General features: G+C 70.8%; 20 protein-coding genes and 3 rRNA genes. 21 read left to right on the forward strand and 2 right to left on the reverse strand.

The genetic code is table 11. The features are described from left to right. The first annotated feature begins 82 nt into the window (after window positions 1-82). From atpB to ACFQTY_RS12100, 15 genes are all read left to right on the forward strand, one after another. On the forward strand, window positions 83-883 hold the full coding sequence (gene atpB / locus ACFQTY_RS12030; protein ID WP_291763073.1) for a F0F1 ATP synthase subunit A: 801 nt from the start codon (window positions 83-85) through the stop codon (window positions 881-883). A 93-nt stretch (window positions 884-976) separates the two neighbouring features. Beyond that, window positions 977-1,219, forward strand: a complete 243-nt coding sequence (gene atpE / locus ACFQTY_RS12035; RefSeq protein WP_291763071.1) for an ATP synthase F0 subunit C — start codon at window positions 977-979, stop codon at window positions 1,217-1,219. Then, window positions 1,216-1,809, forward strand: coding sequence for a F0F1 ATP synthase subunit B (locus tag ACFQTY_RS12040; protein WP_378100666.1), 594 nt, complete (start codon window positions 1,216-1,218; stop codon window positions 1,807-1,809). The genes atpE and ACFQTY_RS12040 overlap by 4 nt, the downstream gene beginning before the upstream one ends. Then, a complete protein-coding gene (locus ACFQTY_RS12045; protein ID WP_378100668.1) occupies window positions 1,809-2,621 on the forward strand; it encodes a F0F1 ATP synthase subunit delta in 813 nt (270 codons plus the stop codon). The genes ACFQTY_RS12040 and ACFQTY_RS12045 overlap by 1 nt, the downstream gene beginning before the upstream one ends. 78 nt (window positions 2,622-2,699) lie before the next feature. Further along, window positions 2,700-4,325: a F0F1 ATP synthase subunit alpha gene (gene atpA / locus ACFQTY_RS12050; RefSeq protein ID WP_378100670.1), complete on the forward strand. Its 1,626-nt coding sequence runs from the start codon at window positions 2,700-2,702 to the stop codon at window positions 4,323-4,325. Window positions 4,326-4,327: 2 nt separating this feature from the next. Next, window positions 4,328-5,227, forward strand: coding sequence for a F0F1 ATP synthase subunit gamma (locus ACFQTY_RS12055; RefSeq protein WP_291763064.1), 900 nt, complete (start codon window positions 4,328-4,330; stop codon window positions 5,225-5,227). A 31-nt stretch (window positions 5,228-5,258) separates the two neighbouring features. Then, entirely contained in the window at window positions 5,259-6,740 is a 1,482-nt protein-coding gene (atpD, locus tag ACFQTY_RS12060; RefSeq protein ID WP_291763062.1) for a F0F1 ATP synthase subunit beta, read from the forward strand. 11 nt (window positions 6,741-6,751) lie between these two features. Further along, a complete protein-coding gene (locus ACFQTY_RS12065) occupies window positions 6,752-7,027 on the forward strand; it encodes a F0F1 ATP synthase subunit epsilon (protein WP_378100673.1) in 276 nt (91 codons plus the stop codon). 11 nt (window positions 7,028-7,038) lie between these two features. After that, window positions 7,039-7,479, forward strand: coding sequence for a DUF2550 family protein (locus ACFQTY_RS12070; RefSeq protein WP_378100675.1), 441 nt, complete (start codon window positions 7,039-7,041; stop codon window positions 7,477-7,479). 16 nt (window positions 7,480-7,495) lie between these two features. Further along, window positions 7,496-8,191, forward strand: coding sequence for an endonuclease NucS (gene nucS, locus ACFQTY_RS12075; protein WP_378100677.1), 696 nt, complete (start codon window positions 7,496-7,498; stop codon window positions 8,189-8,191). Next, window positions 8,191-9,093 (forward strand): HAD family hydrolase, encoded by a 903-nt coding sequence (locus ACFQTY_RS12080; protein ID WP_378100679.1) that lies wholly within the window; start codon window positions 8,191-8,193, stop codon window positions 9,091-9,093. The genes nucS and ACFQTY_RS12080 overlap by 1 nt, the downstream gene beginning before the upstream one ends. Before the next feature lie 110 nt (window positions 9,094-9,203). Further along, window positions 9,204-10,652, forward strand: coding sequence for a GH1 family beta-glucosidase (locus ACFQTY_RS12085; protein ID WP_378100681.1), 1,449 nt, complete (start codon window positions 9,204-9,206; stop codon window positions 10,650-10,652). 49 nt (window positions 10,653-10,701) lie between these two features. Beyond that, complete coding sequence (locus tag ACFQTY_RS12090; RefSeq protein ID WP_378100683.1) at window positions 10,702-11,010, forward strand: hypothetical protein; 309 nt, start codon at window positions 10,702-10,704, stop codon at window positions 11,008-11,010. Between the two features lie 75 nt (window positions 11,011-11,085). Further along, window positions 11,086-11,895 carry an alpha/beta hydrolase gene (locus tag ACFQTY_RS12095; protein ID WP_378100685.1) on the forward strand — a complete coding sequence of 270 codons (810 nt, stop codon included), beginning with the start codon at window positions 11,086-11,088 and terminating at the stop codon, window positions 11,893-11,895. Then, window positions 11,892-12,680, forward strand: a complete 789-nt coding sequence (locus ACFQTY_RS12100; RefSeq protein WP_378100688.1) for an alpha/beta fold hydrolase — start codon at window positions 11,892-11,894, stop codon at window positions 12,678-12,680. Before ACFQTY_RS12095 ends, ACFQTY_RS12100 begins: the two co-directional genes overlap by 4 nt. Before the next feature lie 14 nt (window positions 12,681-12,694). Here the strand turns inward: ACFQTY_RS12100 and ACFQTY_RS12105 are convergent, their stop codons facing one another. Together ACFQTY_RS12105 and ACFQTY_RS12110 are read right to left on the reverse strand one after the other, a co-directional pair. After that, window positions 12,695-13,189 carry a hypothetical protein gene (locus tag ACFQTY_RS12105; RefSeq protein WP_378100690.1) on the reverse strand — a complete coding sequence of 165 codons (495 nt, stop codon included), beginning with the start codon at window positions 13,187-13,189 and terminating at the stop codon, window positions 12,695-12,697. 5 nt (window positions 13,190-13,194) lie between these two features. After that, the gene (locus ACFQTY_RS12110) at window positions 13,195-15,411 is read right to left on the reverse strand and encodes a hypothetical protein (protein ID WP_378100691.1); all 2,217 of its coding nucleotides are present in this window, start codon (window positions 15,409-15,411) and stop codon (window positions 13,195-13,197) included. 192 nt (window positions 15,412-15,603) lie between these two features. Between ACFQTY_RS12110 and ACFQTY_RS12115 the strand changes: the two genes are divergently transcribed. The 6 genes from ACFQTY_RS12115 to rrf all read left to right on the forward strand — a co-directional run bounded on the left by ACFQTY_RS12115 (window position 15,604) and on the right by rrf (window position 25,468). Continuing rightward, window positions 15,604-17,586: a hypothetical protein gene (locus ACFQTY_RS12115; RefSeq protein ID WP_378100693.1), complete on the forward strand. Its 1,983-nt coding sequence runs from the start codon at window positions 15,604-15,606 to the stop codon at window positions 17,584-17,586. After that, window positions 17,583-18,623, forward strand: coding sequence for a hypothetical protein (locus ACFQTY_RS12120; RefSeq protein ID WP_378100695.1), 1,041 nt, complete (start codon window positions 17,583-17,585; stop codon window positions 18,621-18,623). The genes ACFQTY_RS12115 and ACFQTY_RS12120 overlap by 4 nt, the downstream gene beginning before the upstream one ends. A gap of 37 nt (window positions 18,624-18,660) precedes the next feature. After that, window positions 18,661-19,599, forward strand: coding sequence for a tetratricopeptide repeat protein (locus ACFQTY_RS12125; protein WP_378100697.1), 939 nt, complete (start codon window positions 18,661-18,663; stop codon window positions 19,597-19,599). Window positions 19,600-20,218: 619 nt separating this feature from the next. Further along, window positions 20,219-21,736 (forward strand): 16S ribosomal RNA (locus ACFQTY_RS12130). 436 nt (window positions 21,737-22,172) lie between these two features. Next, a 23S ribosomal RNA gene (locus ACFQTY_RS12135) occupies window positions 22,173-25,280 on the forward strand. 71 nt (window positions 25,281-25,351) lie between these two features. After that, a 5S ribosomal RNA gene (gene rrf / locus ACFQTY_RS12140) occupies window positions 25,352-25,468 on the forward strand. The 16S, 23S and 5S rRNA genes sit together here, the layout of an rRNA operon. The last annotated feature ends 55 nt before the right edge of the window (window positions 25,469-25,523 follow it).

Consider the following 25,523-nt stretch of genomic DNA (forward strand, 5'->3'; position numbering starts at 1 on the left):
CGATGGCCTGCCCGCACCGCTGCGGAAGGCGCCCGTTCGACCTCACGACCACCAGGAGCTTGCTCTGACCAGCCTTGCGACCATGCTGCCGTTCGCCGCCGATCAGAGCGGGACCGGCGGCTTCGAGCCGCCCTCGATCGCGGACTTCTTCCCGGCGCCCGTGCTGTTCCAGGGCACCTGGCTCGAGTTCAACCGGATCATGCTCGTGCGGCTCATCGCCGCACTGGTGCTGGTCACCTTCATGGTGGTCGTCGCGCGCCGCGCCCGGCTGGTGCCGGGGCGCACGCAGGCGGCGGTCGAGATGATCCTCGACTTCGTCCGGGTCAACGTCGTGAACGAGATCCTCGGCAGCGAGCGCGGCAGGCGCTACGCGGCGATGCTGACGACCGTCTTCTTCGGCATCCTCGCCTTCAACCTGACCGGTGCGATCCCGGGTCTCAACATCGCCGGCACGTCGCTGATCGGCCTGCCGGTGCTGCTGGCGGTCTGGGCGTACGTGACGTACCTCTCGGCGGGCGTCAAGGCCCAGGGCTTCGGCGGCTTCGTGAAGTCGAGCCTGTTCCCGCCCGGCGTCCCGTGGTTCATGTACATCCTGCTGACGCCGATCGAGCTGCTGCAGGTCCTGGTCATCCGGCCCGCGACGCTCGCGATCCGGTTGATGGCCAACATGGTCTCCGGCCACCTGATGCTCGCGCTCTGCTTCGCGGCCACCCAGTACTTCGTCGTCGAGGCGGCACCGGGGCTGAAGGTCTTCGGCGCGCTGACCCTGGTGGCCAGCCTCGCGCTGACGGCCTTCGAGGTCTTCGTCGCGGCGCTGCAGGCGTACATCTTCGTCGTGCTGACGGCGGTCTACATCAGCCTGTCGGTCGAGGCGGAGCACTGACGACGCACTGACGCACACGCACCACCCGGGGGCCTCGGCCCCGCCAACCCCGGTGCCGCCACCTGCGGCACCCACAGGAAGGAACGACCAACCGTGGACACCAGCACCATCCTGGCGGCGGCGGACACCGTCTCGGGCAACCTCGCCACGCTCGGCTACGGCCTCGCGGTGATCGGCCCTGGCATCGGCCTCGGCATCCTCATCGGCAAGACGATCGAGGGCATGGCCCGTCAGCCCGAGGTCTCCGGCCAGCTGCGCACCACCATGTTCATCGGTATCGGGTTCGTCGAGGTGCTCGGCCTCCTCGGCCTGATCACCGGGTTCCTCTTCAAGTGAGCACGGCCGCGCTCGCCGCGGCCGTCGTGACGGCCGCAACGCAGGAGCCTGACGGCGTCAACCTGCTGATCCCCCACACGTTCGACATCGTGTGGTCGCTGGTCGTCCTCATCATCATCGCCGTCCCCTTCCGCATCTGGGTGCTGCCGGCGTTCCAGCGGGTGCTGGACGAGCGGGCCGAGAAGATCGAGGGCGGTCTGGCCAAGGCGGAGTCCGCCCAGGAGGAGGCCGCGGCCGTCCTCGGCCAGTACCAGCAGCACCTGGCCGACGCCCGCGCCGAGGCGGCGCGCATCCGGGAGGACGCGCGCACCGAGGGTGCCCAGATCGTCGCCGACCTGCGTACCAAGGCGCAGGACGAGGCCGCCCGCATCCTCGAGACGGCGCAGCGCCAGGTCGAGGCGGAGCGGCAGCAGGCCGTGGTCGCCCTCCGGTCCGACGTCGGCGCGCTGGCCACCCAGCTGGCGGAGAAGATCGTCGGCGAGTCCCTGGCCGACGAGGTCCGCCGGTCCCGTGTCGTGGAGCGCTTCCTCGACGACCTCGAGGCCGACCAGGCCGCGGGTGTCGCGACGGGCCAGGGCAAGGGGGCCTGATGCGGGGAACGAGCCGGGCGTCCCTGGACGCGGTCGAGGGCCGGTGGGAGCCGGTCCTCGAGGCGGCCGGGGAGCAGGCGACCGTCCTGGGCCAGGAGCTCTACGCCCTGGTCGACGCGCTGGACGCGTCGGGGTCCCTGCGCCGCGTGCTGGCGGACCCGTCCGCCTCCGGGGAGGCCAAGGCCGCCCTGGCGGCGCGGCTGCTCGCCGCCGCCGACCCCCGCACGGTCGCGGTCGCGCAGGACCTGGCCCGCTCTCGGTGGTCGGCCGACGCCGACCTCGCGGACGCCGCGCAGCGCCTCGGCACCTCCGCCGTGCTCGCGGCGGCACAGTCGGCCGGCACGCTGGAGCAGGTGGAGCAGGAGCTGTTCGCCGTGATCGGTGCCCTGTCGGGGCAGCGGGACCTGCGGCGCGCCCTGTTCGACCCGTCGGTGCCGGGCCAGGCCCGTGCGGACCTGGCCGAGCGGGTGCTCGGGTCGCACGTCGGCGCCACGACGCTGCTGCTCGCACGCCGTGCGGCCGCGGCCCCTCGCGGTCGGAGGTACGTCGCCTGGCTCGGTGACGTCGTGGACCTCATCGCGGAGCGCCGTCACCACCGCGTCGCGACCGTGACGGTCGCGGCCCCGCTGTCGGACGCCCAGCGCACCCGGCTCGCCGGGCTGCTCGCGACGGCCCTCGGACGGCAGGTCGAGCTCGACGTCGTGGTGGACCCCCGCGTGATCGGCGGCCTGCGCGTCCAGTCCGGCCCGGACGTCATCGACTCGACCGTGCTCGCCCGCCTGGCGGACGCCCGCCGACAGCTCGCCGGATGACCCTTCGCCCCCGCCCGGCGGTCCCGGGCCCACGCACCCCGCGCGCGACGCGCGCGACCCACGAGGAGAACAGACACCATGGCTGAGCTGACGATCCGGCCGGAGGAGATCCGCGCCGCGCTGGACAGCTTCGTGAAGTCGTACGAGCCGAAGCAGGCCGCGACCGAGGAGGTCGGGCGGGTCACGCTGACCGCCGACGGCATCGCGCAGGTCGAGGGCCTGCCCGGCGCGATGGCGAACGAGCTGCTGCGGTTCGAGGACGGCACGCTCGGGCTGGCGCTGAACCTCGACGTGCGCGAGATCGGTGTGGTCGTGCTCGGCGAGTTCGCCGGCATCGAGGAGGGCCAGGAGGTGCGGCGCACCGGCGAGGTGCTGTCCGTGCCCGTGGGCGACGGCTACCTCGGTCGTGTGGTCGACCCGCTCGGCAAGCCGATCGACGGCCTCGGCGACGTGGAGACGGAGACACGCCGCGCCCTGGAGCTGCAGGCGCCCGGCGTCATGCAGCGCAAGAGCGTGCACGAGCCGCTGCAGACCGGCCTGAAGGCCATCGACTCGATGATCCCGATCGGCCGTGGCCAGCGTCAGCTGATCATCGGTGACCGCCAGACGGGCAAGACCGCGATCGCGATCGACACGATCATCAACCAGAAGTCGGCCTGGGCCACCGGTGACCCGAAGCAGCAGGTGCGCTGCATCTACGTCGCCATCGGCCAGAAGGGCTCCACGATCGCCGCGGTCCGCGGCGCGCTCGAGGAGGCCGGCGCGCTCGAGTACACGACCATCGTGGCAGCCCCGGCGTCCGACCCCGCCGGCTTCAAGTACCTCGCCCCGTACACCGGCTCGGCGATCGGCCAGCACTGGATGTACCAGGGCAAGCACGTCCTCATCGTCTTCGACGACCTGTCCAAGCAGGCCGAGGCCTACCGTGCCGTCTCCCTGCTGCTGCGCCGCCCGCCGGGCCGCGAGGCCTACCCGGGTGACGTCTTCTACCTGCACTCCCGCCTGCTCGAGCGTTGCGCGAAGCTGTCCGACGACCTCGGCGCCGGTTCGATGACGGGCCTGCCCGTGATCGAGACCAAGGCGAACGACGTGTCGGCGTACATCCCGACCAACGTCATCTCCATCACCGACGGGCAGATCTTCCTGCAGTCGGACCTCTTCAACGCCGACCAGCGCCCCGCCGTGGACGTCGGCATCTCCGTGTCCCGCGTCGGTGGTGCCGCGCAGGTCAAGGCGATGAAGCAGGTGTCCGGCACGCTGAAGCTCGACCTGGCGCAGTACCGCTCGCTCGAGGCGTTCGCGATGTTCGCCTCGGACCTCGACGCGGCCAGCCGGGCGCAGCTGACCCGTGGCGCGCGGCTGATGGAGCTGCTGAAGCAGGGCCAGTACAGCCCGTACCCGGTGGAGGACCAGGTCGCCTCGATCTGGGCCGGCACCAAGGGCAAGCTGGACGACGTCCCCCTGGAGGACGTGCGGCGCTTCGAGTCGGAGCTGCTGGACCACCTGCGGCGCAAGACGGAGGTGCTGAGCACCATCGCCTCGACCGGCAAGCTCGAGGAGTCCACCGAGCAGGCCCTGGCCGCCGCGGTGGACGAGTTCCGGCAGGGCTTCATGCTCTTCGACGGCAGCCCGCTGGTGAAGTCCGACGAGGACGAGCCGGTCCAGGTGGACCAGGAGCAGATCGTCCGGCAGAAGCGGGCCTGAGGATGGCGGGTTCGCAGCGGGTCTACCGGCAGCGCATCCGGTCCACGCAGTCGCTGAAGAAGATGTTCCGGGCGCAGGAGCTGATCGCGGCGTCCCGGATCGGCCGTGCCCGTGACCGGGTGAGCATGGCGACGCCGTACTCCCGCGCCATCACGCGGGCCGTGTCGGCCGTGGCCACGCACTCGACCCAGTCGCACCCGTTCCTCGTCGAGCGGACGGACACCAACCGGGCCGCCGTGCTCGTCGTCGCCTCGGACCGCGGCATGGCCGGCGCCTACTCGGCGTCGGTGATCCGCGAGGCGGAGCGGCTGATCAACCGGCTGACGGACGAGGGCAAGGAGGTGGCCCTGTACGTCACGGGCCGCCGGGCGCTGTCCTTCTACACGTTCCGGCAGCGTGAGGTCGTCAGCAGCTGGACCGGCAGCTCGGACGCGCCGACGGTGGAGATCGCCGACGACATCGCCGGCACGCTGCTGGGTGCCTTCCGCGCTCCCGCGGACGAGGGCGGTGTCGCCGAGGTGCACATCGTCTACACCCAGTTCGTCAACATGGTCACGCAGCGCCCGCGCGTGCTGCGGCTGCTCCCGCTCGAGGTGGTCGAGGGCGTCGTCGAGCCGGGCGAGGCCGAGGCCCTGCCGCTCTACGAGTTCGAGCCGAGCCCCGACGTGGTGCTCGACGCGCTGCTGCCGCGGTACGTGCGCAGCCGGATCTACGCCAGCCTGCTGCAGGCGGCGGCGTCCGAGCTGGCGGCGCGACAGCGCGCGATGAAGACGGCGACCGACAACGCGGAGGACCTCATCCGCATGTACACGCGGCTGGCGAACCAGGCTCGCCAGGCCGAGATCACGCAGGAGATCAGCGAGATCGTCTCGGGCGCCGACGCGCTCGCGTCGGCCTCCTGAGCCACCCGAACACACCGAAGCGAGGCAGCACATGACCGCCACCACCGTCGACGCGACGGCGACCCCCACGGGCAGCTCCGGCGTGGGTCGTGTCGCGCGGGTGATCGGCCCCGTCGTGGACATCGAGTTCCCGCCGGACCAGATCCCCGAGCTGTACAACGCCCTCACCGTGAGCATCGACCTGTCCCGCCAGGGGGAGGGCGAGAGCTCGCACAGCCTCACCCTCGAGGTCGCCCAGCACCTGGGTGACTCCCTGGTGCGCGCCATCGCGCTCAAGCCCACCGACGGGCTCGTCCGCGGCGCCGAGGTGACGGACACCGGTGCGCCGATCTCGGTCCCGGTGGGCGACGTGACCCTCGGCCACGTGTTCAACGTGACCGGGGACGTGCTCGACCTGGAGCCGGGCGAGAAGCTCGAGATCACCGAGCGCTGGCCGATCCACCGGCGGCCGCCGGCCTTCGACCAGCTCGAGTCGAAGACCACGATGTTCGAGACCGGCATCAAGGTCATCGACCTGCTCACCCCGTACGTCCAGGGCGGCAAGATCGGCCTCTTCGGCGGCGCCGGCGTGGGCAAGACGGTCCTGATCCAGGAGATGATCCAGCGCGTCGCCCAGGACCACGGCGGTGTCTCGGTGTTCGCCGGGGTCGGCGAGCGCACCCGTGAGGGCAACGACCTGATCGTCGAGATGGAAGAGGCGGGGGTCTTCGACAAGACCGCGCTCGTCTTCGGCCAGATGGACGAGCCGCCGGGCACGCGTCTGCGCGTCGCCCTGTCCGCCCTGACGATGGCGGAGTACTTCCGCGACGTGCAGCGTCAGGACGTGCTGCTGTTCATCGACAACATCTTCCGGTTCACGCAGGCCGGGTCCGAGGTGTCCACCCTGCTCGGCCGCATGCCGTCCGCCGTGGGGTACCAGCCCAACCTGGCCGACGAGATGGGCCTGCTCCAGGAGCGGATCACCTCGACCCGCGGCCACTCGATCACCTCGCTGCAGGCGATCTACGTGCCGGCCGACGACTACACCGACCCGGCGCCGGCCACGACGTTCGCCCACCTGGACGCGACCACCGAGCTGTCCCGTGAGATCGCCAGCCGCGGCCTGTACCCCGCCGTGGACCCGCTGGCCTCGACCAGCCGCATCCTCGACCCGCGGTACGTCGGCCACGAGCACTACGCGGTGGCCACGCAGGTCAAGTCGATCCTGCAGCGCAACAAGGAGCTGCAGGACATCATCGCGATCCTCGGTGTCGACGAGCTGTCCGAGGAGGACAAGACCGTCGTGGCGCGTGCCCGGCGGATCCAGCAGTTCCTCTCCCAGAACACCTACATGGCGGAGAAGTTCACCGGCGTAGCGGGTTCGACGGTCCCGGTGGCGGAGACCGTCGAGGCGTTCAAGAAGATCGCCGAGGGCGAGTTCGACCACATCGCCGAGCAGGCCTTCTTCAACATCGGCGGCCTCGAGGACCTCGAGCGGAACTGGGCGCGGATCCAGAAGGACTACGGGGTCTGAGGGGAGGCACGGTGGCACAGCTCGAGGTCGACCTGGTCGACGCGGAGGGCAAGGTGTGGTCCGGACAGGCCCACCAGGTCACCGCGCCGGCGGCGGACGGCGAGATCGGCATCCTGCCGGGTCACACGCCCGTGCTGTCGCTGCTGCGCGCCGGTCAGGTGCGGGTGCGCGAGGAGCGTGGCGGTGCTCCGCTCGCGTGGCACGTCGACGGGGGCTTCCTGTCCGTCGACTCGGACCAGGTGACGCTCGTCGTCGACAACGCCGAGCCCACCACCGCCGGGAACTGAGGGCGAGCAGGATGGGCGGGCTGGAGGCGGACACGCTCCTGGCGCTGGCCGCCCTCCTGCTGCTCGTCGTGCTGGTGTCCGGTCTCTGGCTGTCCCGGACCCGGACGCTCTCGCACCGGCTCGGCTCGTTCTCCTGCTCGCTCGCGCGTCGGCCGGAGGGGCCGTGGGCGCGGGGCATCGCGCAGTACGGCGTGCGCCGCCTGTACTGGTGGCGGCTCGCGTCGATCCTGCCCCGGGCGCGCCACGTCTGGAGCCGGCCGCGGATCGCGGTGCTGTCCCGGACGACGGTCCCGTCGCCGGACGGGCACACGCGCATCGTGGAGCTGCGCTGCCGCGTCGCCGGGGAGACCTCGTCGCCGATCGAGGTGTACCTGCAGATGTCCCCCGAGGCGTACGCCGGGCTGACGTCGTGGATCGAGGCGACGCCGACTCGCTCCGCCTCGGTCATCTAGAAGCCCGGAGGTCCTGGTGCGGTTGGTGGTGGCGTCGTGCACGGCCACGTACAGCGGACGGCTCGACGCGCACCTGCCGCAGGCCACCCGCCTGCTGGTGGTCAAGGCGGACGGGTCGGTGCTGGTGCATGCGGACGGCGGTTCGTACAAGCCCCTGAACTGGATGAGCCCACCGTGCACGCTGACGGTCTCGGTGCCCGACGAGCAGCGCGCGGCGCTCGGCGTGCAGGAGGTGTGGACCGTCCAGCACGCGAAGTCCGACGACCGCCTGGTCGTGGAGCTGTTCGAGGTGCACCACGACTCGGCGCACGAGCTCGGTGTGGACCCGGGCCTGGTGAAGGACGGCGTCGAGGCGCACCTCCAGCAGCTGCTCGCGGAGCAGATCACGCTGCTCGGGCCGGGCCACCAGCTGGTGCGGCGGGAGTACCCGACGGCGATCGGACCGGTGGACATCCTGGCGCGCGACCCGGCCGGGGGGACCGTCGCCGTGGAGATCAAGCGTCGCGGCGACATCGACGGCGTCGAGCAGCTGACGCGGTACCTCGAGCTGCTCAACCGGGACCCGCTCCTCGCGCCCGTCCGCGGGGTGTTCGCGGCGCAGGAGATCCGCCCACAGGCGCGGGTGCTCGCCACCGACCGCGGCATCGGCTGCCTCGTGCTCGACTACGCCGCCCTGCGTGGCGTCGACGACGCGGGCTCACGGCTGTTCTGATGGCCGGACCTCTCCGCCGCGCGCCGAGCGGGGACGTCGTCCCGCCCGGTACGGGCGCGCCGCGGGTGGTCGCCACCGATCTGGACGGCACGCTGCTCGGGCCCGACGGCGGTCTCTCGGCCAGGACCCGGGACGCCCTGTCCCGCAGCGACCGCGCCGGCGTCCGGGTGGTCGCCGTCACGGCGCGGCCGCCGCGGTGGCTCGGCGACCTGGCCCCGGCGCTGGGCGGGTGCGGCGTGGCCATCTGTGCCAACGGAGCCGCCGTCGTCGAGCTGGCGACGTTGGCGGTCCGGCACGCCTACACGTTCGACGACCAGGTGGTGCGCGACGTGGTCGCCCGGGTGCGCCGTGCCGATCCGACGGTGAGCTTCGCGCTGGAACGCACCACCGGGTTCGCCGCGGAGGTGGGGTTCCGCTCGAGCCACCCGGTGCCCGAGGGCAGCCCGTCGGTCGCGGACATCACCCAGGCGCTGGACGGTCGCACGATCAAGGTGCTCGTCCGCGCGGCGCCGTCGATCGACCTCGACGCCTTCGTGGGGGCGTTGTCCACGGCGGTCGGGGACGCGGGCGTGGTGTCCCACTCGGGCGCCACCGGTCTGGCGGAGGTGTCGCCGCCGGCCGTCACCAAGGCCAGCACGCTGGCCGTCTGGGCGGCGGAGGAGGGGGTCGAGGCGAGCGACGTCTGGGCGGTGGGCGACGCACCGAACGACCTGCCGATGCTCGCGTGGGCCGGTCGCTCGTTCGCCGTCGCGAACGCCCATCCGACCGTGCTGCGGAGCGTCGACACGGTGCTGCCGTCGAACGCGGACGACGGCGTCGCGGTACTGCTCGACACCGCCGTCGCGCTGGTGCCGCACGGCGCTCGTCGCGGGCGGGACCTCCCGGGCCCGGCGACCTCCTGATGGACCCTTGGAAGCGCTCCCGCAAGGCGCGCGGGGCGGTGTATCGTATCGATTCGACCCCGGTCGCAGACGACCGGCCCTTCCCCTCCCGCGATCGACCGAGGATTCCCATGGCGACCACGCGCCCGTCCGGCCGGCAGTTCCCCACCGACTTCCTCTGGGGGTCCGCGACGGCCTCGTACCAGATCGAGGGCGGCGTGCACGAGGGTGGGCGCGGCCCGTCGATCTGGGACACCTTCAGCCACACGCCGGGCCGGGTGCTGAACGGCGACACCGGTGACGTCGCCGTGGACCACTTCCACCGCGTGCCGCAGGACGTGGCGATCATGCGCGAGCTCGGCCTGCAGGCGTACCGCTTCTCGATCGCATGGCCACGGGTGCAGCCGACCGGTTCCGGCGAGTTCAACCAGGCGGGTCTGGACTTCTACTCCGACCTGGTGGACCGGCTGGTCGACGCGGGGATCCAGCCCGTCGCGACCCTGTACCACTGGGACCTGCCGCAGGCGCTGGAGGACGAGGGCGGCTGGGCGAACCGTCAGACCGCCTACCGGTTCGCCGACTACGCCCGCCGGATGGCCGAGGTCCTCGGGGACCGGGTGCGGCTGTGGACCACGTTGAACGAGCCGTGGTGCTCCGCCTTCCTCGGGTACGCGTCCGGCGCGCACGCCCCCGGGGTGACGGACGACGCCAAGGCGCTGGCCGCCGTCCACCACCTCAACCTGGGCCACGGTCTCGCGGCCCGCGCCGTGCGCTCCGTCCTCGGCGAGGACACCCCGGTCTCGGTGACGCTGAACCTGCACGTCACGCGCGCGGCCTCGGACGACCCCGCGGACGTCGCCGCCAAGCACCGCATCGACACGATCGCCAACGAGGTGTTCCTCGGCCCGATGATGCTCGGCGCGTACCCGGAGCAGGTGTTCGCCGACACCGCCGCGATCAGCGACTGGTCCTTCGTGCAGGACGGGGACCTGGACCTGATCCGCGTCCCGCTGCCCCTGCTGGGCGTCAACTACTACGCCACGGGCCTCGTCCGTGCCGGTGCGCCGGCGGCCGTCACGCCGGGGGAGCCCGGTCCGGACGGCCACCGCGCTGCGGAGCACAGCCCGTGGGTCGGGGCGGACCAGGTCGAGTGGCTGCCGGTCTCCGGGCCGTACACCGCGATGGGCTGGAACATCGAGCCGCAGGGCCTCGTCGACCTGCTCCTGGAGCTGCGCGACCGGTTCCCGGACCAGCCGCTGGCCATCACGGAGAACGGTGCGGCGTTCGCCGACGAGGTCTCGGCGGACGGGCGCGTGCACGACGCCGACCGGGTCGCCTACCTGCACGACCACATCGACGCGATGGGTGCCGCGATGGACGCCGGCGCGGACGTGCGCGGCTACTTCGTCTGGTCGCTGCTGGACAACTTCGAGTGGGCGTACGGGTTCGACCGCCGCTTCGGGGTGGTCCGCGTCGACTACGACACGCTCGAGCGCACGGTCAAGGACTCCGGACGCTGGTACGCCGAGCTGGTCCGCACCGGCACGGTGCCGCCGGCGGACGTGGCCGCCACGCTCTGAGTGCCCGGGCGGTGGGCTTGCAACCGCGGGCATCGGACAGGATGGGCGCATGCCGAGCAGCCGTCGATCGTCGAGACGGCCCTACGGGACCGCCCACCCGGAGCTGGACCTGATCCGCGCCACCGGTGGGCGGACGGCCGAGAGCGCATCCGACGGCGAGTGGACCGTGCAGTCGGTAGCCGGCTCCTCCCGGGAGTACCGGTGCCCGGGCTGCGACCAGGTGGTCGCGCCCGGGACGCCCCACGTGGTGGCGTGGCGGACGGACGACCTGCTCGGTGACGGTGTGGAAGGTCGTCGGCACTGGCACACCGCGTGCTGGCGCGCGCGAGGCCGTCGTCGTCTCAGCCGTCGCGCCTGACGCCGCCGCGCCCGAGGATGCCCAGGCCGACGGCCGCCTGCGTGCCCACCACGGCCGCCGGTTAGGCTCGAGACGATGTCCGAGACCTCTGCCGCCACCGCCCACGGTGCCCCGATCCGCTCCCTGACCGTCCTGCCCGCGCACCGGGAGGAGGTCGAGCTGCACACGGCGGACGGCCTGACGCTGGTCGGTGAGCTCGCCCTGCCGGTGGACGCGGAGGGCCGTCCGACGACGCCGCGCGCCACGCTGGTCACGCTGCACCCGCTGCCGACGCACGGCGGGTACATGGACTCGCACGTGCTGCGCAAGGCGGCGTGGCGGCTGCCCGCCCTGGCGGGTCTCGCCGTGCTGCGGTTCAACACGCGCGGCACGTCCAGCCCCCGCGGCACCAGCCAGGGCTCGTTCGACGGAGGCCTCGCCGAGCGGTTCGACGTCGCAGCCGCCCTCGAGCTGGCCGAGTTCCACGACCTTCCGCACATCTGGCTCGTGGGGTGGTCGTTCGGCACCGAGCTCGCGCTGCGGTACGGGCGGGACCCCGTGGTGGAGGGAGCCGTCCTGCTGTCGCCGCCCCTGAGCAGAGCGGGCGACGAGGACCTGGACGCCTGGGCGTCGTTCGGCCGCCCGCTCGTCGTGCTGGTGCCCGAGCACGACGACTACCTGCGCCCGCCGCAGGCGCGTGAGCGCTTCGCGCGGGTGCCGCACGCCGACCTGGTGGCCGTCGACGGTGCGAAGCACCTGTGGGTGGGGGAGTCCCAGGTGCGCCGCGTGCTCGACGAGATCGTCGCGCACGTCGCGCCGGAGGTTCCCGTGCCGCTGCCGCGGACCTGGTCGGGGCCGAGCAGCCAGGCGGAGTCGACCGCCGACCTGACGGGAGAGGACTCGTGACACCGATCGCAGGCCTGACCACGGTCCGGTCCGACGCCGGGGCGCTGCCGCTCGTGCTGCTGCACGGGATGCCGCTCGACTCACGGATGTGGACCGCGGCCGCGCAGCTCGTCGCCGGCCCGGCGGCCGTGCACCTCGTCGACCTTCCCGGCACGCCGCGGTACGTCGCCGACCTGCCTGCGCCGTCGCTCGAGGCCTCCGCCGACGCGGTGGCCCGCCTCCTGTCGGACGCGGGGGTCGACCGCGCCGTCGTCGTGGGCCTGTCGATGGGCGGCTACGTCGCGCTGGCGATGGCCGAGCGCCACCCGGACCTGCTGGCCGGGCTCGGCCTGGTGGACACCAAGGCGGTCGCGGACACCCCGGAGGCCGCGGCCAAGCGCCTCGCGGCGGCCGACGAGCTGGAGTCCAGCGGGTCGCTCGACGCGGTGCTGCCCACGGTCGACGGGTTGCTCGGCGAGACGACCCGGACCGCGCGGCCGCAGGTTCGCGAGCAGGTGCTCGACTGGGTGCGCGACCAGGTGCCGAGCGGGCTGGCCTGGTCGCAGCGGGCGATGGCGGCCCGGCCCGATCGGACCGAGGTGCTGCGGACCTTCTCCGGGCCCGTCACCGTGGTGGTGGGCGACGAGGACACCGTGTCGCCGGTCGAGCAGGCGCGCGCCATGGCGGCGGTCGGCGACGCGGCGCTCGTCGTGGTGCCGCGCGTCGGGCACCTGTCTGCCGTGGAGCACCCGGCGGCCGTGGCGACCGCCCTGGGAGAGCTGGTCGTGCGGGCGCAGCGCGGCTGAGCGCCTGCCTGCGGTCAGGCGCCGCCGAGGACGCGGGAGATCGCCACGTCGAGGTCCAGCGACTCCCCGTCCTTGCCGCCGGCGCCCAGCACCAGCGGTGGGTCCTGCGGGGTCAGCTCGACGCCCCGCCACAGGGACGCGAGGCGCGCCGGCGCGCGCAGGACGTAGAAGTCACCGGCGGTGGAGACCGCGAGCGACTCGTCCTGCCGGAGGTACCAGCCCTCCAGCCCGGTCCGGTACCGGTGCCGGCCGTCGAAGCTGCGCGCCCGCAGCGGCACCGGCGCCGGACCGCGCGCGGTCGCCCGTGCCACGAGCTCGGCGAGCATCGCCCGCGCGCGGTCCGACTCCGCCTTCTGACGCCGGTGCAGCGCCTCGGCGTGGGCGTCCGCCGCGGCCCGACGCTCCGCACGCCAGGACGACGCGTCGGAGGCCTCAGCGGAGTCGTCGCTCTGCGGGTGGTCGTCGCTCCCGGCGTGCCGGGCGTCCCACGACCCGCCCTGCGCGCTCACGGCGCTCAGCCGCGAGCGGATGCGGCGTCGGTCGACTCCGCCGGCGCCTCCGACTCGTCCCGCACGGACCCGTCCGGGACCGACTCGTCACGCACCGACTCGTCACGCACGGACTCGGCTCCGCCCGTCTCGCCGGTCGCCTCGGGCTGCCCCTCGGGCTCGGCCTCGCGGGTCGGCGTCGGCGCGTCCTCCGGGATGCCGTCCGCAGCCGTGTCGGCACCTGCCGAGGGCTCGTCGTCGGCCGCAGGGCTCGGCGGCGCCGTCGCAGCGGCGGACACCGGTGCCGGCCTTCCCTTGGCGCCCCGTACCGCCGGCCGGCTGCTCCGCGCCGGGCGCTCCGCCGCCGACTGACGGTTCTTCTCGAACTCGGCCTCCACGCGACCGGCCTTCTCCAGCGCCGAGCGGTCCGGGTTGCTTCCGAGGAGGTTCCGCAGCTCGTCGAGGTACCCGGTGATCGACTCCCGCTGCCGGTTCAGGTCCTCCACCTGGCGCTGGGCGGAGGTGCGCTCGCGCTCGGACTCGATCATCGCGTCCGAGATCTGCTTCTCCGCGTGCTCTCGGGCCTCGGAGACCACGCGGTCGGCGTTCTTGCGGGCGTTCGAGACGAGGTCCCGGGCGTGCGCCTCCGCGTCGGTCCGGACCTTCTCGGCCTGGGCGAGCGCCTTGGCCACCCGCTGCTCGGCCTCGGCGGCGTGCGCCTCCGCGTCCGCGACCAGGCGCTCCGTCTCGGCACGAGCCCGCTCGTGGCGCTCGGAGTCCGCGCGCTCGGCGGCCTCCCGCTTCGAGGCGATCTCCAGCTCGGCGTCCGCCAGGCGCTGCTCGGCATCCCGCACCAGCGTGTCGGCGTGCGCCTTGGCGTTCGCGGTCAGGTCGGCGATCGACCGCCGTGCCTCCGTCTGGAGCCGCTCGACCTCCAGGCGCGTGGTCTCCCGCAGCTCCGTGGTCTCGCGTGCGGCCGTCGCCCGCAGCTCGGCGGCCTCCCGCTCGGTGGTCTCCCGCAGCTGCGTGGTCTCCCGCTCCGTGACCTGGGCGAGGTGCGCCGTCTCGACCTTCGTGCGCTCCCGCAGCTCCGACGTCTCGCGCTCGGCACGGGCCCGCAGGTCGGCCGCGTACTGCGCCGCTTCCGCACGGAGCGCCCCGACGGCCTGCTCCGCCTCGGTGCGAGCCGCCGCCAGCTCGTCCGCGGTCGTCGCGCGCAGCTCGCCGGTCTCCCGCTCCGCGCTGGCCCGCACGAAGGACGCGTACTGCTCCGCCTCGGTCCGCAGCGCCGCCACCTCGGCGGCGACCCGCTGCTGCAGGGCCGCCCCGTCCCGCTCCGCCGCGGAACGCACCTGGTCGGCGTACTCCTGGGCCGACGCGCGCAGGGTCGTGACCTCGTCCGCCACGTGCTGGCGCAGGGCGGCGGCCTCGTCGTCCGCCTCGGCCCGGACCCGTGCCGCGTACCGGTCCACCTCGGAGGTCCGGGCGGCCAGCTCGGACTCGACGCGCTGACGCAGCTCCGTCGTCTCGACGTCGGCCGCGCGGCGCAGATCCTGGTCGTAGCGCTCGGCCTCGGCGCGCATCGCCTCGGTCTCCGCCTCGGTGCGCGCCCGCAGCTCGCTCGCGGTGCGCTCCGTCGCGACCCGGAGCTGGGTCGCCTCGTGCTCGACCGTCGCCCGTAGCGTGCCGAGCTCGCGCTCGAGGGTGGTGCGCCGCTCGCTCTCCTCGGTGGCGATCGCGCTCGCGATCCGAGCCGCCTCGCGCTCGGCGGAGCCGACCAGCTCCTCGGCCCTCCGCTGGGCGGCGGTCAGCTGGCTCTCCGCCTCCGTGGCCGCCGACGTCCGGACCTCCTCGGCCTCGCGGCGCGCGGTCGCGAGCAGCTCCGCGACCTCGTTCTCCGCGCGGGCGCGGAGCTGCCCGGCTGCGAGCTTGGCCCGCGCGAGCGAGTCCGCCGCCTGGGCGTTGGCCTGCGTCACGACGTCGGACGACTGCTCCTCGGCGGAGCGCAGCAGCTGCTCGATCCGCGAGCCGAGGCCGGAGTACGTGGGCCGCTCCGCCTCCCGCAGCTGCCGGTGCGCCTCGGACAGCTCACCGGCGACCTGGAGCGCCTTGGCATCAGCGGCCTGGACCTGCGAACGGGCGTCGTCCACGGCCTTCTCGAGAGCGGCGATCCGCGCGTCGACGGCGTCGCGGTCGTAGCCGCGGAAGTTGACGACGGGGAAGGTGGGCCGGGCATCGGACACGGGCTTGATCCTCCAGGGGGCGTGGGCACGCGACGGCGCGGTCGACCACGTGTCGAGACCGGCGACCCGGCGCCAGGATACGCGGAACGGGTGAAGGAGCCCATGGGCCGAACGGGGTGGGGAACCTCCCGTTCGGCGGGCCGTCCCGGGCCGCCCGCCTATCCTGGGTGTCCCGTCCGAGAGGATTTGTGTGTGCGCAAGCGACTGATCGAGGCCGGCATCGGCCTGCTGGGGCTCGTCGTCATCGCCCTGGCGGTCGCCTCCGCGACCCTCTGGCGCGCGGACGACATGCTGGTCGCCCGGGCCACTGCGACCGCCGGTCTCGTCGTCACGGACCCCGGTGTCCTGGAGCTCGGCGGAGACCCGGTCACGGTGCGCGCGCAGGTCCCGGCGGGGGACCACGTCGTGCTCGCCGTCGGTCGGGACACCGATGTCAGCGGCTGGGTGGGCAGCGATCCCTGCCAGCGCGTGTCGGGGCTCTCCGGCTGGCGAACGCTGCGGCTCGCCGGACCGGGGTCGTCCGCTGCGCCGTCGCCGGCGGGCCCGACGTCCGCGTCCGCATCACCGTCGGGGGGCGCCGCTGCCTCGAGCCCGTCGGCGACGGCCGCAGCCGCGTCGGCGGCCCCAAGCTCCAGCGCCTCCGCTGCACCGGGAACGGCCGCGAAGCCGGCAGCGGACCCGTCAGGATCCGACATGTGGGTGGCCCAGGCGACGGGCACGGGGTCGGCGCAGCTCACGTGGCACGCCCAGGACGGACGCTGGAGCCTCCTCGTCGCGGGCATCGCCGCCGACGGCTCCGCCGTGAACCCCACGCTGGAGATGTCGTGGCCCCGGGTCGTCTCGTCGCCGTGGCTGGTTCCCGGACTGGTGCTCGGGGGTCTGCTCCTCCTGGCCGGCGCCGTGCTGCTGGGTCGGGACTGGTGGCGGACCAGGACCGGTCACGACGGCTGGACCTCGGTGGAGACGGGTGCGGTTCCCGAGGTGCTCCCGGCCGGGCCTGGCGCCGTCCTGACGCGTCGGCAGCTGCGGGAGCTCCAGAGCCGCAGCGGTCGACCGCCCACCGGCGCCGTCCAGGCGGTGGGAGCGGTCGACGCGCGCGCAGCTGCTCCGGGCGAGCAGGATGCGGCCACGGTGCCGCCGACCAGCACGACGCAGATCGGGCCGCCATCCGCGCTGGGCGAGCGGTCGGGCACCCGACCGCAGCCCCGTCCGCTGCCTCCCGCCGCTGGGCGCCTCCCGGGCGCACCGGTCGCTCGCGCGTCCTCGACCCCCGGCGCCACGCCGATCGCGCCGCAGGTGCGACCCGCCACCGACACGGTGACCGCCGCGGACGCCGCACGCCGCGCTGCGTCCGCGCACAGGTCGCCCGCGGGTGCCGCCGCGGACACCGTCGGGACGTCGCCCGTCGCCGTGCCGTCGGCTGCGGCGCCATCGCACCTGGGGTCCGCTGGCGGACCACCGTCTGCCCCGCCGATCGAGCGCCCGGCACCGCCGTGGGCCGCCGGGGGCCGCCGCGCCCGTCGTGCGGCGGCCGCACAGCCCGACCTCGGGACGCAGCCGCACGAACCCACGACCCACGGTGCGACCTCGCCCGGAACGCCGACCCCGCACGAGGGCCGTCCCGCGTGGGCCGCGCCCGTTCCTCCGGACGCTGCCGGCGCGAGGCCCGTCGCCAGGTCAGGCGGGGACGCACCCAGCCCGGTCGTGCTGAACCGGTCCGGGCAGGAGGGGCCCGCCGCCCCCGCCCGGACCGGTTCAGGACAGACGGGCGCACCGGGTTCCCGGACAGCGGGAGGCCCGGCACGCCCCGGTCAGCCGCTGGCTTCCCGTCGCACCGCGCAGCCGCCGCGACCCGGCGGTTGGGTGCCAGTGCCCGGCGCGGGAGAGTCCGGGGTGCCCGCGGACCGCGGCGACCGTCCGGGCCAGCCCGCCGCACCGCGCCCGCCGGTGCACCCCTCGTGGCTCGTCAGCCGGCCCGATGAGCCGCCCACCGGCGAGTCGGCCCCGTCCATCGGCCGACCGTCCACGCCACCCGCCCGCTCCGGCGACGAGCAGCCCGCTGCGACGGACGAAGGCGCGGAGGACTCACCGTCGTCCCGCGCCGACGCGTGGCGGCGCGCGTGGGGCCTGCCCACCGAGCCGCCCGCCGACGACCGAGGAGGGGAGGGCCGATGAGCACCGCACGCGCGTTCTCCGTGACCTCGGGCTCACGGGCGCTCTCACGACGGGCCGCCGGGCTCACCGCCGTGGCCGCGGTCCTGGGCTCCGTGCTCGCCGGCTGCGCCGCGGCGCCACCGGCACCGCACCCTCAGGCCGCCCCGGCGGTGCCCCCACCGGTGCTGTCGGTTGCGCAGACCACCACCGTCCTCGGTGACCTGGGCAAGGTGCTCACGGCCGGTGACGCCGCCCTCGACTCCAACGCGCTGACGGCCCGCGTGATGGACCCGGCCCTGGCCATGCGGCACGCCGAGTACCTGCGCGCGCAGGCCACCAACGGTCAGCGACCGCCGACGGCTCTCCCGACCAGCGCTCAAGCCGTGATCGAGCCGCGGACCTCGGGCTGGCCGCGGACGCAGGTCGTCGTCACCGTGCAGCCCGACGACCTGCAGGCACCCCGCCTCCTCGTGCTGGAGCAGACGACGCCCCGCGACCCGTACCGGTTGTGGGGATGGGCGCGGCTGTTCCCGGGGGTCTCGATGCCGGCCACCGCGACGCCCGGTGCAGGCAGCCCGGTGCTCCCGGCCGACGCGAGCGGCCTGAGCGTCCGCCCGGACCAGGTCATGCCGGCCTACGCCGACGTGCTCTCGAACGGAGACGCGTCGCAGTCGGCGTCGCAGTTCGCGCCCGACCCGTTCCGCACGAGCGTGACCTCCGCCCGGCAGACCCTGGCTGCCAACGTCAAGGACGTCGGCAACGCGGCGGAGACGTACACGCCCGACCCCGCTCCGCTGACGGTGATCGGCACGGTCGACGGGGGCGCCCTCGTCATCGGCAAGGTGACGACGGTGTCCACGGTGTCCGTCACCGTCGGCGGTGCCAAGCTCAGCCTGAGTCCGGTGGAGTCCGCGCTGGCAGCGGCGTCCGAGGCGACGCAGTCGCTGGTGCGCACGTACACCGACGTGCTGGTGTTCCGGGTCCCGCCAGCGGGGTCGACGGCACAGGTGCAGCTCGTCGCCGCCGAGGCCGTCCTCACCGCCGTCGCCGCACAATAGGTCGGCCGTTCACGCAGCACCCAGGGAGACAGTTCGTATGTCGCAGTCCTCGCAGCCTCGACCGCGCCTCGACGTGCGTGGAGCCGTCGACCTCTCCTCGCTCGGCAGGCCCTCGACACCGCCCCCGGGCTCACCGGGCGGCCTCCCGGCCCCGGGCGCCTACGTCGTCGACGTCGACGAGGCCTCGTTCGCCGACGTGGTGCGGCGGTCGAGCGAGCACCCCGTCGTGGTGGTGCTCTGGGCGTCGTGGAGCGAGGTGAGCGCCACGGTGGCCGGTCAGCTGGCGGCGATGGCGCAGGACGACGGCGGCACCTGGCTCCTCGCCCGGGTCGATGCCGAGGCCAACCCGCAGATCGCCCAGGCGTTCGGCGCCCAGTCGGTCCCGACGACTGTCGCCGTCCTGGGTGGTCAGCCGGTCCCGCTCTTCCAGGGTGCACCCGCCCCGGACCAGATCCGCGGCGTGCTCGACCAGGTGCTCGCCGCGGCGCAGGCCAACGGCATCACCGGGCGCGTGACAGCCGCGCAGCAGCCCGAGGCCCCGGCCGAGCCCGAAGAGCCTCCGCTGCCCCCGCTGCACCAGGCCGCGTACGACGCCCTCGAGCGCGACGACCTGCCGGGCGCTCGCACCGCGTACGAGCAGGCGCTCCGCGAGAACCCGCGCGACGCGATGGCCAGGGCCGGTCTCGCGCAGGTCGGCCTCCTGGAGCGCACGGCCCCCCTCGACGCCCGCAAGGCCCGGGAGGCTGCGGCGGCGGACCCCCACGACGTTGACGCCGCACTGGCCGTCGCCGACCTGGACGTGATGGGTGGCGCGGTCCAGGACGCCTTCGACCGCCTCGTCGACGTCGTCCGGCGGACGTCGGGTGCCGACCGCGACCGGGTCCGGGAGCGCCTCGTCGACCTGTTCGAGGTCGTGGGGACCGACGACCCGCGAGTCGTGGCGGCCCGGCGCGCGCTCGCCAGCGCCCTGTACTGAGCTCCGTACTGAGCTCCGCACCCTTCCGATCGCCGCGCGCCTCGGCCGTCGCCGGGCGCCGGAACCGCTGGGGAGCCGGTCTGCACGGCGTGACGCGGGTCACCACGTCCGGGATTTGCACTTCTGCCCGAGCGTTGCATAACCTTCACAGGCCCCCGGCAGGGAGGAACGAACACCAGGGAACACCCGGTGGTCGGTCCCGCCGAGGGCCACCCGGACTCTCGACGCCACGGCACCGCTGTGGTCTCGGCCGAGTCCGACGCGGGTTCGACCCGCTCCTGACGACCGGACTGCCCGGCTCCGACCGCTTCTCCGCGGCCGAGGCCGAACAGAGCAGCGAAGTTGACCGGAGGAAGTCGAACCGCTAAGTTTGAACGGTTGCCTCCGAACGGGTCGAAAGGCCAAGACGGATGAGCGTCTGTTCTTTGAGAACTCAACAGTGTGCCAAGTAGTCGATGCCAAGTTGTCTGCTGCGATGTTGTGTCGTGGTGGGCTTGGTGTTGATGGGAGCCTGTCGTCCACCCCGTGGGTGGTGGGTTCCTTTTTGATGCCAGATCTGTGTTGTTCTTTGTTGTGTCTGTTGCCTGACTGTCTTCGGGTGGTTGGGTGGCGTTGGACATTGACGGAGAGTTTGATTCTGGCTCAGGACGAACGCTGGCGGCGTGCTTAACACATGCAAGTCGAACGGTGATGGCCAGCTTGCTGGTCTGATCAGTGGCGAACGGGTGAGTAACACGTGAGTAACCTGCCCCTGACTCTGGGATAACTACCGGAAACGGTGGCTAATACCGGATATGAGGTGCCTGGGCATCTGGGCGCCTGGAAAGTTTTTCGGTCAGGGATGGGCTCGCGGCCTATCAGCTTGTTGGTGGGGTGATGGCCTACCAAGGCGACGACGGGTAGCCGGCCTGAGAGGGCGACCGGCCACACTGGGACTGAGACACGGCCCAGACTCCTACGGGAGGCAGCAGTGGGGAATATTGCACAATGGGCGCAAGCCTGATGCAGCGACGCCGCGTGCGGGATGACGGCCTTCGGGTTGTAAACCGCTTTCAGCAGGGAAGAAGCGCAAGTGACGGTACCTGCAGAAGAAGCGCCGGCTAACTACGTGCCAGCAGCCGCGGTAATACGTAGGGCGCAAGCGTTGTCCGGAATTATTGGGCGTAAAGAGCTCGTAGGCGGTTTGTCGCGTCTGCTGTGAAATCCTCAGGCTCAACCTGGGGCTTGCAGTGGGTACGGGCAGACTAGAGTGCGGTAGGGGTGACTGGAATTCCTGGTGTAGCGGTGGAATGCGCAGATATCAGGAGGAACACCGATGGCGAAGGCAGGTCACTGGGCCGCAACTGACGCTGAGGAGCGAAAGCATGGGGAGCGAACAGGATTAGATACCCTGGTAGTCCATGCCGTAAACGTTGGGCACTAGGTGTGGGGTCCATTCCACGGATTCCGTGCCGCAGCAAACGCATTAAGTGCCCCGCCTGGGGAGTACGGCCGCAAGGCTAAAACTCAAAGAAATTGACGGGGGCCCGCACAAGCGGCGGAGCATGCGGATTAATTCGATGCAACGCGAAGAACCTTACCAAGGCTTGACATACACCGGAAAAGTGCAGAGATGTGCTCCCCGTAAGGTCGGTGTACAGGTGGTGCATGGTTGTCGTCAGCTCGTGTCGTGAGATGTTGGGTTAAGTCCCGCAACGAGCGCAACCCTCGTCCCATGTTGCCAGCGGGTTATGCCGGGGACTCATGGGAGACTGCCGGGGTCAACTCGGAGGAAGGTGGGGATGACGTCAAATCATCATGCCCCTTATGTCTTGGGCTTCACGCATGCTACAATGGCCGGTACAAAGGGCTGCGATACCGCAAGGTGGAGCGAATCCCAAAAAGCCGGTCTCAGTTCGGATCGGGGTCTGCAACTCGACCCCGTGAAGTCGGAGTCGCTAGTAATCGCAGATCAGCAACGCTGCGGTGAATACGTTCCCGGGCCTTGTACACACCGCCCGTCAAGTCATGAAAGTCGGTAACACCCGAAGCCGGTGGCCCAACCTTTGGGGGGGAGCCGTCGAAGGTGGGACTGGCGATTAGGACTAAGTCGTAACAAGGTAGCCGTACCGGAAGGTGCGGCTGGATCACCTCCTTTCTAAGGAGCATCTGGCAGCTGGTCGTGCCTGTCATGGGTGCGGTCGGGTGTCCAGGCCCATGCCCTGGCCGTACGTGTCGGGGGTGGAGCTCACGGGTGGAACATCGACTACGGCCGGTCTTTGCTTCTGGTTCGTCCTAGTACGTCGTGCTCGCTTCGGTGGGTGCGGGTGGGAACGGATGGGTCAGGGGTGGGGGTCGGCCAGGCACGCTGTTGGGTCCTGAGGGAACAGCCGTTCGCGGGTGTTGTCCTTGGGGTCGCGATGATCGCTTCTGCTGGTCGGGGTTGTGCTCCGGGTGGTGGGAGGGGTCGGGTGGCCGGCAGGCCCCTGGTCCGGTGGACCGCTCCCTGGTGGGGGTGGGCGTCGGGTGTTCCGGGTGGGTCCTGGTCGTTGGTTGAGAACTGCACAGTGGACGCGAGCATCTTTGATTTTTGTGGTCAAGTTGATAAGGGCACAGGGTGGATGCCTTGGCACCAGGAGCCGAAGAAGGACGTCGTAGCCTGCGATAAGCCTCGGGGAGTTGGCAAACGAACCGTGATCCGAGGATGTCCGAATGGGGAAACCCCGTACGAGTCATGTCGTACGACCCGCACCTGAATATATAGGGTGTGTGGAGGGAACGCCGGGAAGTGAAACATCTCAGTACCGGCAGGAAGAGATATTCCGTGAGTAGTGGCGAGCGAAAGCGGATCAGGCCAAACCGTGCGCGTGTGCAAGCCGGCAGGCGTTGCGCGTACGGGGTTGTGGGACCTTTCGGTCCGGTCTGCCGACCGGGCAGGGAGTCAGAAAGCCGTGTCATAGTCGAAGGGTCTTGAAAGGCCCGGCACAGAGGGTGGCACCCCCGTAGACGAAATGATGCGGCCTCCCGAGAGGGATCCCAAGTAGCTCCGGGCCCGAGAAACCTGGAGTGAATCTGCACAGACCACTGTGTAAGCCTAAATACTACCTGGTGACCGATAGCGGACAAGTACCGTGAGGGAAAGGTGAAAAGTACCCCGGGAGGGGAGTGAAATAGTACCTGAAACCGTGTGCCTACAAGCCGTCGGAGCCTCCCTAGCAGGGGTGACGGCGTGCCTTTTGAAGAATGAGCCTGCGAGTTAGTGGTACGTGGCGAGGTTAACCCGTGTGGGGAAGCCGTAGCGAAAGCGAGTCCGAATAGGGCGTGTCAGTCGCGTGCTCTAGACCCGAAGCGAAGTGATCTAGCCATGGGCAGGGTGAAGCGCGGGTAAGACCGCGTGGAGGCCCGAACCCACCAGGGTTGAAAACCTGGGGGATGACCTGTGGTTAGGGGTGAAAGGCCAATCAAACTTCGTGATAGCTGGTTCTCCCCGAAATGCATTTAGGTGCAGCGTCACGCGTTTCTTGCCGGAGGTAGAGCTACTGGATAGCCGATGGGCCCGACCAGGTTACTGACGTTAGCCAAACTCCGAATGCCGGTAAGCCAGAGCGTGGCAGTGAGACGGCGGGGGATAAGCTCCGTCGTCGAGAGGGAAACAGCCCAGACCACCAGCTAAGGCCCCCAAGCGTGTGCTAAGTGGGAAAGGATGTGGAGTTGCACAGACAACCAGGAGGTTGGCTTAGAAGCAGCCACCCTTGAAAGAGTGCGTAATAGCTCACTGGTCAAGTGATTCCGCGCCGACAATGTAGCGGGGCTCAAGCACACCGCCGAAGCTGTGGCATTCACACGTGTACTAGGCCTTCGTGGTCCAGGTGTGTGGATGGGTAGGGGAGCGTCGTGTGGGCAGTGAAGCCGCGGGGTGACCCAGCGGTGGAGACCACACGAGTGAGAATGCAGGCATGAGTAGCGAATGACGGGTGAGAAACCCGTCCGCCGAATGACCAAGGGTTCCAGGGCCAGGTTCATCCGCCCTGGGTAAGTCGGGACCTAAGGCGAGGCCGACAGGCGTAGTCGATGGACAACGGGTTGATATTCCCGTACCGGCGAAGAACCGCCCATACCGAGCCCGGTGATGCTCAGCGCCTCGTGCGTGCCACCGCCCCTTCGGGGGCACCGGTGCGTACGGGCCGCGACCCGATCCGGTAGTAGGTAAGCGTATTAACAGGGGTGACGCAGGAAGGTAGCCCGGCGTGGCGATGGTAGTCCACGTCCAAGGTCGTAGGGTGAGGGGTAGGCAAATCCGCCCCTCCTGAGCCTGAGAGCCGACGGTGACCGCGCAAGCGGGAACTGGGTGATCCTATGCTGCCAAGAAAAGCCTCGACGCGAGGTTCTAGCCGCCCGTACCCCAAACCGACTCAGGTGGTCAGGTAGAGAATACCAAGGCGATCGAGCAAATCGTGGTTAAGGAACTCGGCAAAATGCCCCCGTAACTTCGGGAGAAGGGGGGCCTCAAGCGTGAACCGGCTTGCCCGGGGAGCGTGGAGGGCCGCAGAGACCAGGGAGAAGCGACTGTTTACTAAAAACACAGGTCCGTGCGAAGTCGCAAGACGATGTATACGGACTGACGCCTGCCCGGTGCTGGAAGGTTAAGAGGACGGGTCAGCCGCAAGGCGAAGCTCAGAATTTAAGCCCCAGTAAACGGCGGTGGTAACTATAACCATCCTAAGGTAGCGAAATTCCTTGTCGGGTAAGTTCCGACCTGCACGAATGGCGTAACGACTTCTCCGCTGTCTCAACCGCGAACTCGGCGAAATTGCACTACGAGTAAAGATGCTCGTTACGCGCAGCAGGACGGAAAGACCCCGGGACCTTTACTATAGCTTGGTATTGGTGTTCGGTGCGGTTTGTGTAGGATAGGTGGGAGACTGTGAAGCGGGCACGCCAGTGTTCGTGGAGTCGACGTTGAAATACCACTCTGACCGCTTCGGATGTCTAACCTCGGTCCGTGATCCGGACCAGGGACAGTGCCTGGTGGGTAGTTTAACTGGGGCGGTTGCCTCCTAAAATGTAACGGAGGCGCTCAAAGGTTCCCTCAGCCTGGTTGGCAATCAGGTGGCGAGTGCAAGTGCACAAGGGAGCTTGACTGTGAGACTGACAGGTCGAGCAGGGACGAAAGTCGGAACTAGTGATCCGGCGGTGGCTTGTGGAAGCGCCGTCGCTCAACGGATAAAAGGTACCCCGGGGATAACAGGCTGATCTTGCCCAAGAGTCCATATCGACGGCATGGTTTGGCACCTCGATGTCGGCTCGTCGCATCCTGGGGCTGGAGTAGGTCCCAAGGGTTGGGCTGTTCGCCCATTAAAGCGGTACGCGAGCTGGGTTTAGAACGTCGTGAGACAGTTCGGTCCCTATCCGCTGCGCGCGCAGGAAACTTGAGAAGGGCTGTCCCTAGTACGAGAGGACCGGGACGGACGAACCTCTGGTGTGCCAGTTGTTCCGCCAGGAGCACGGCTGGTTGGCTACGTTCGGAAGGGATAACCGCTGAAAGCATCTAAGCGGGAAGCCTGCTTCAAGATGAGGTTTCCATGCCCCCTCGAGGGGTGAGAGGCTCCCAGCTAGACCACTGGGTAGATAGGCCGGATGTGGAAGACGGGACCAACGACCGTCGCAGCTGACCGGTACTAATCAGCCGACCACTTCACCACAACATCATGCACGCGTCCACTGTGCGGTTCCCGAGCAACGAACGGGAACCCGTTTGACAACTCGATACCGTTACGGCGGCCATAGCGAAGGGGAAACGCCCGGTCCCATTCCGAACCCGGAAGCTAAGCCCTTCAGCGCCGATGGTACTGCACCCGCCAGGATGTGGGAGAGTAGGACGCCGCCGAACACCATTCCAGAAAGGCCCACCCCCAACCGGGTGGGCCTTTCTGCGTTCACCCACG

The sequence above is a fragment of the Cellulomonas sp. T2.31MG-18 genome (assembly GCF_964266755.1).
Classification (GTDB): domain Bacteria; phylum Actinomycetota; class Actinomycetes; order Actinomycetales; family Cellulomonadaceae; genus Cellulomonas.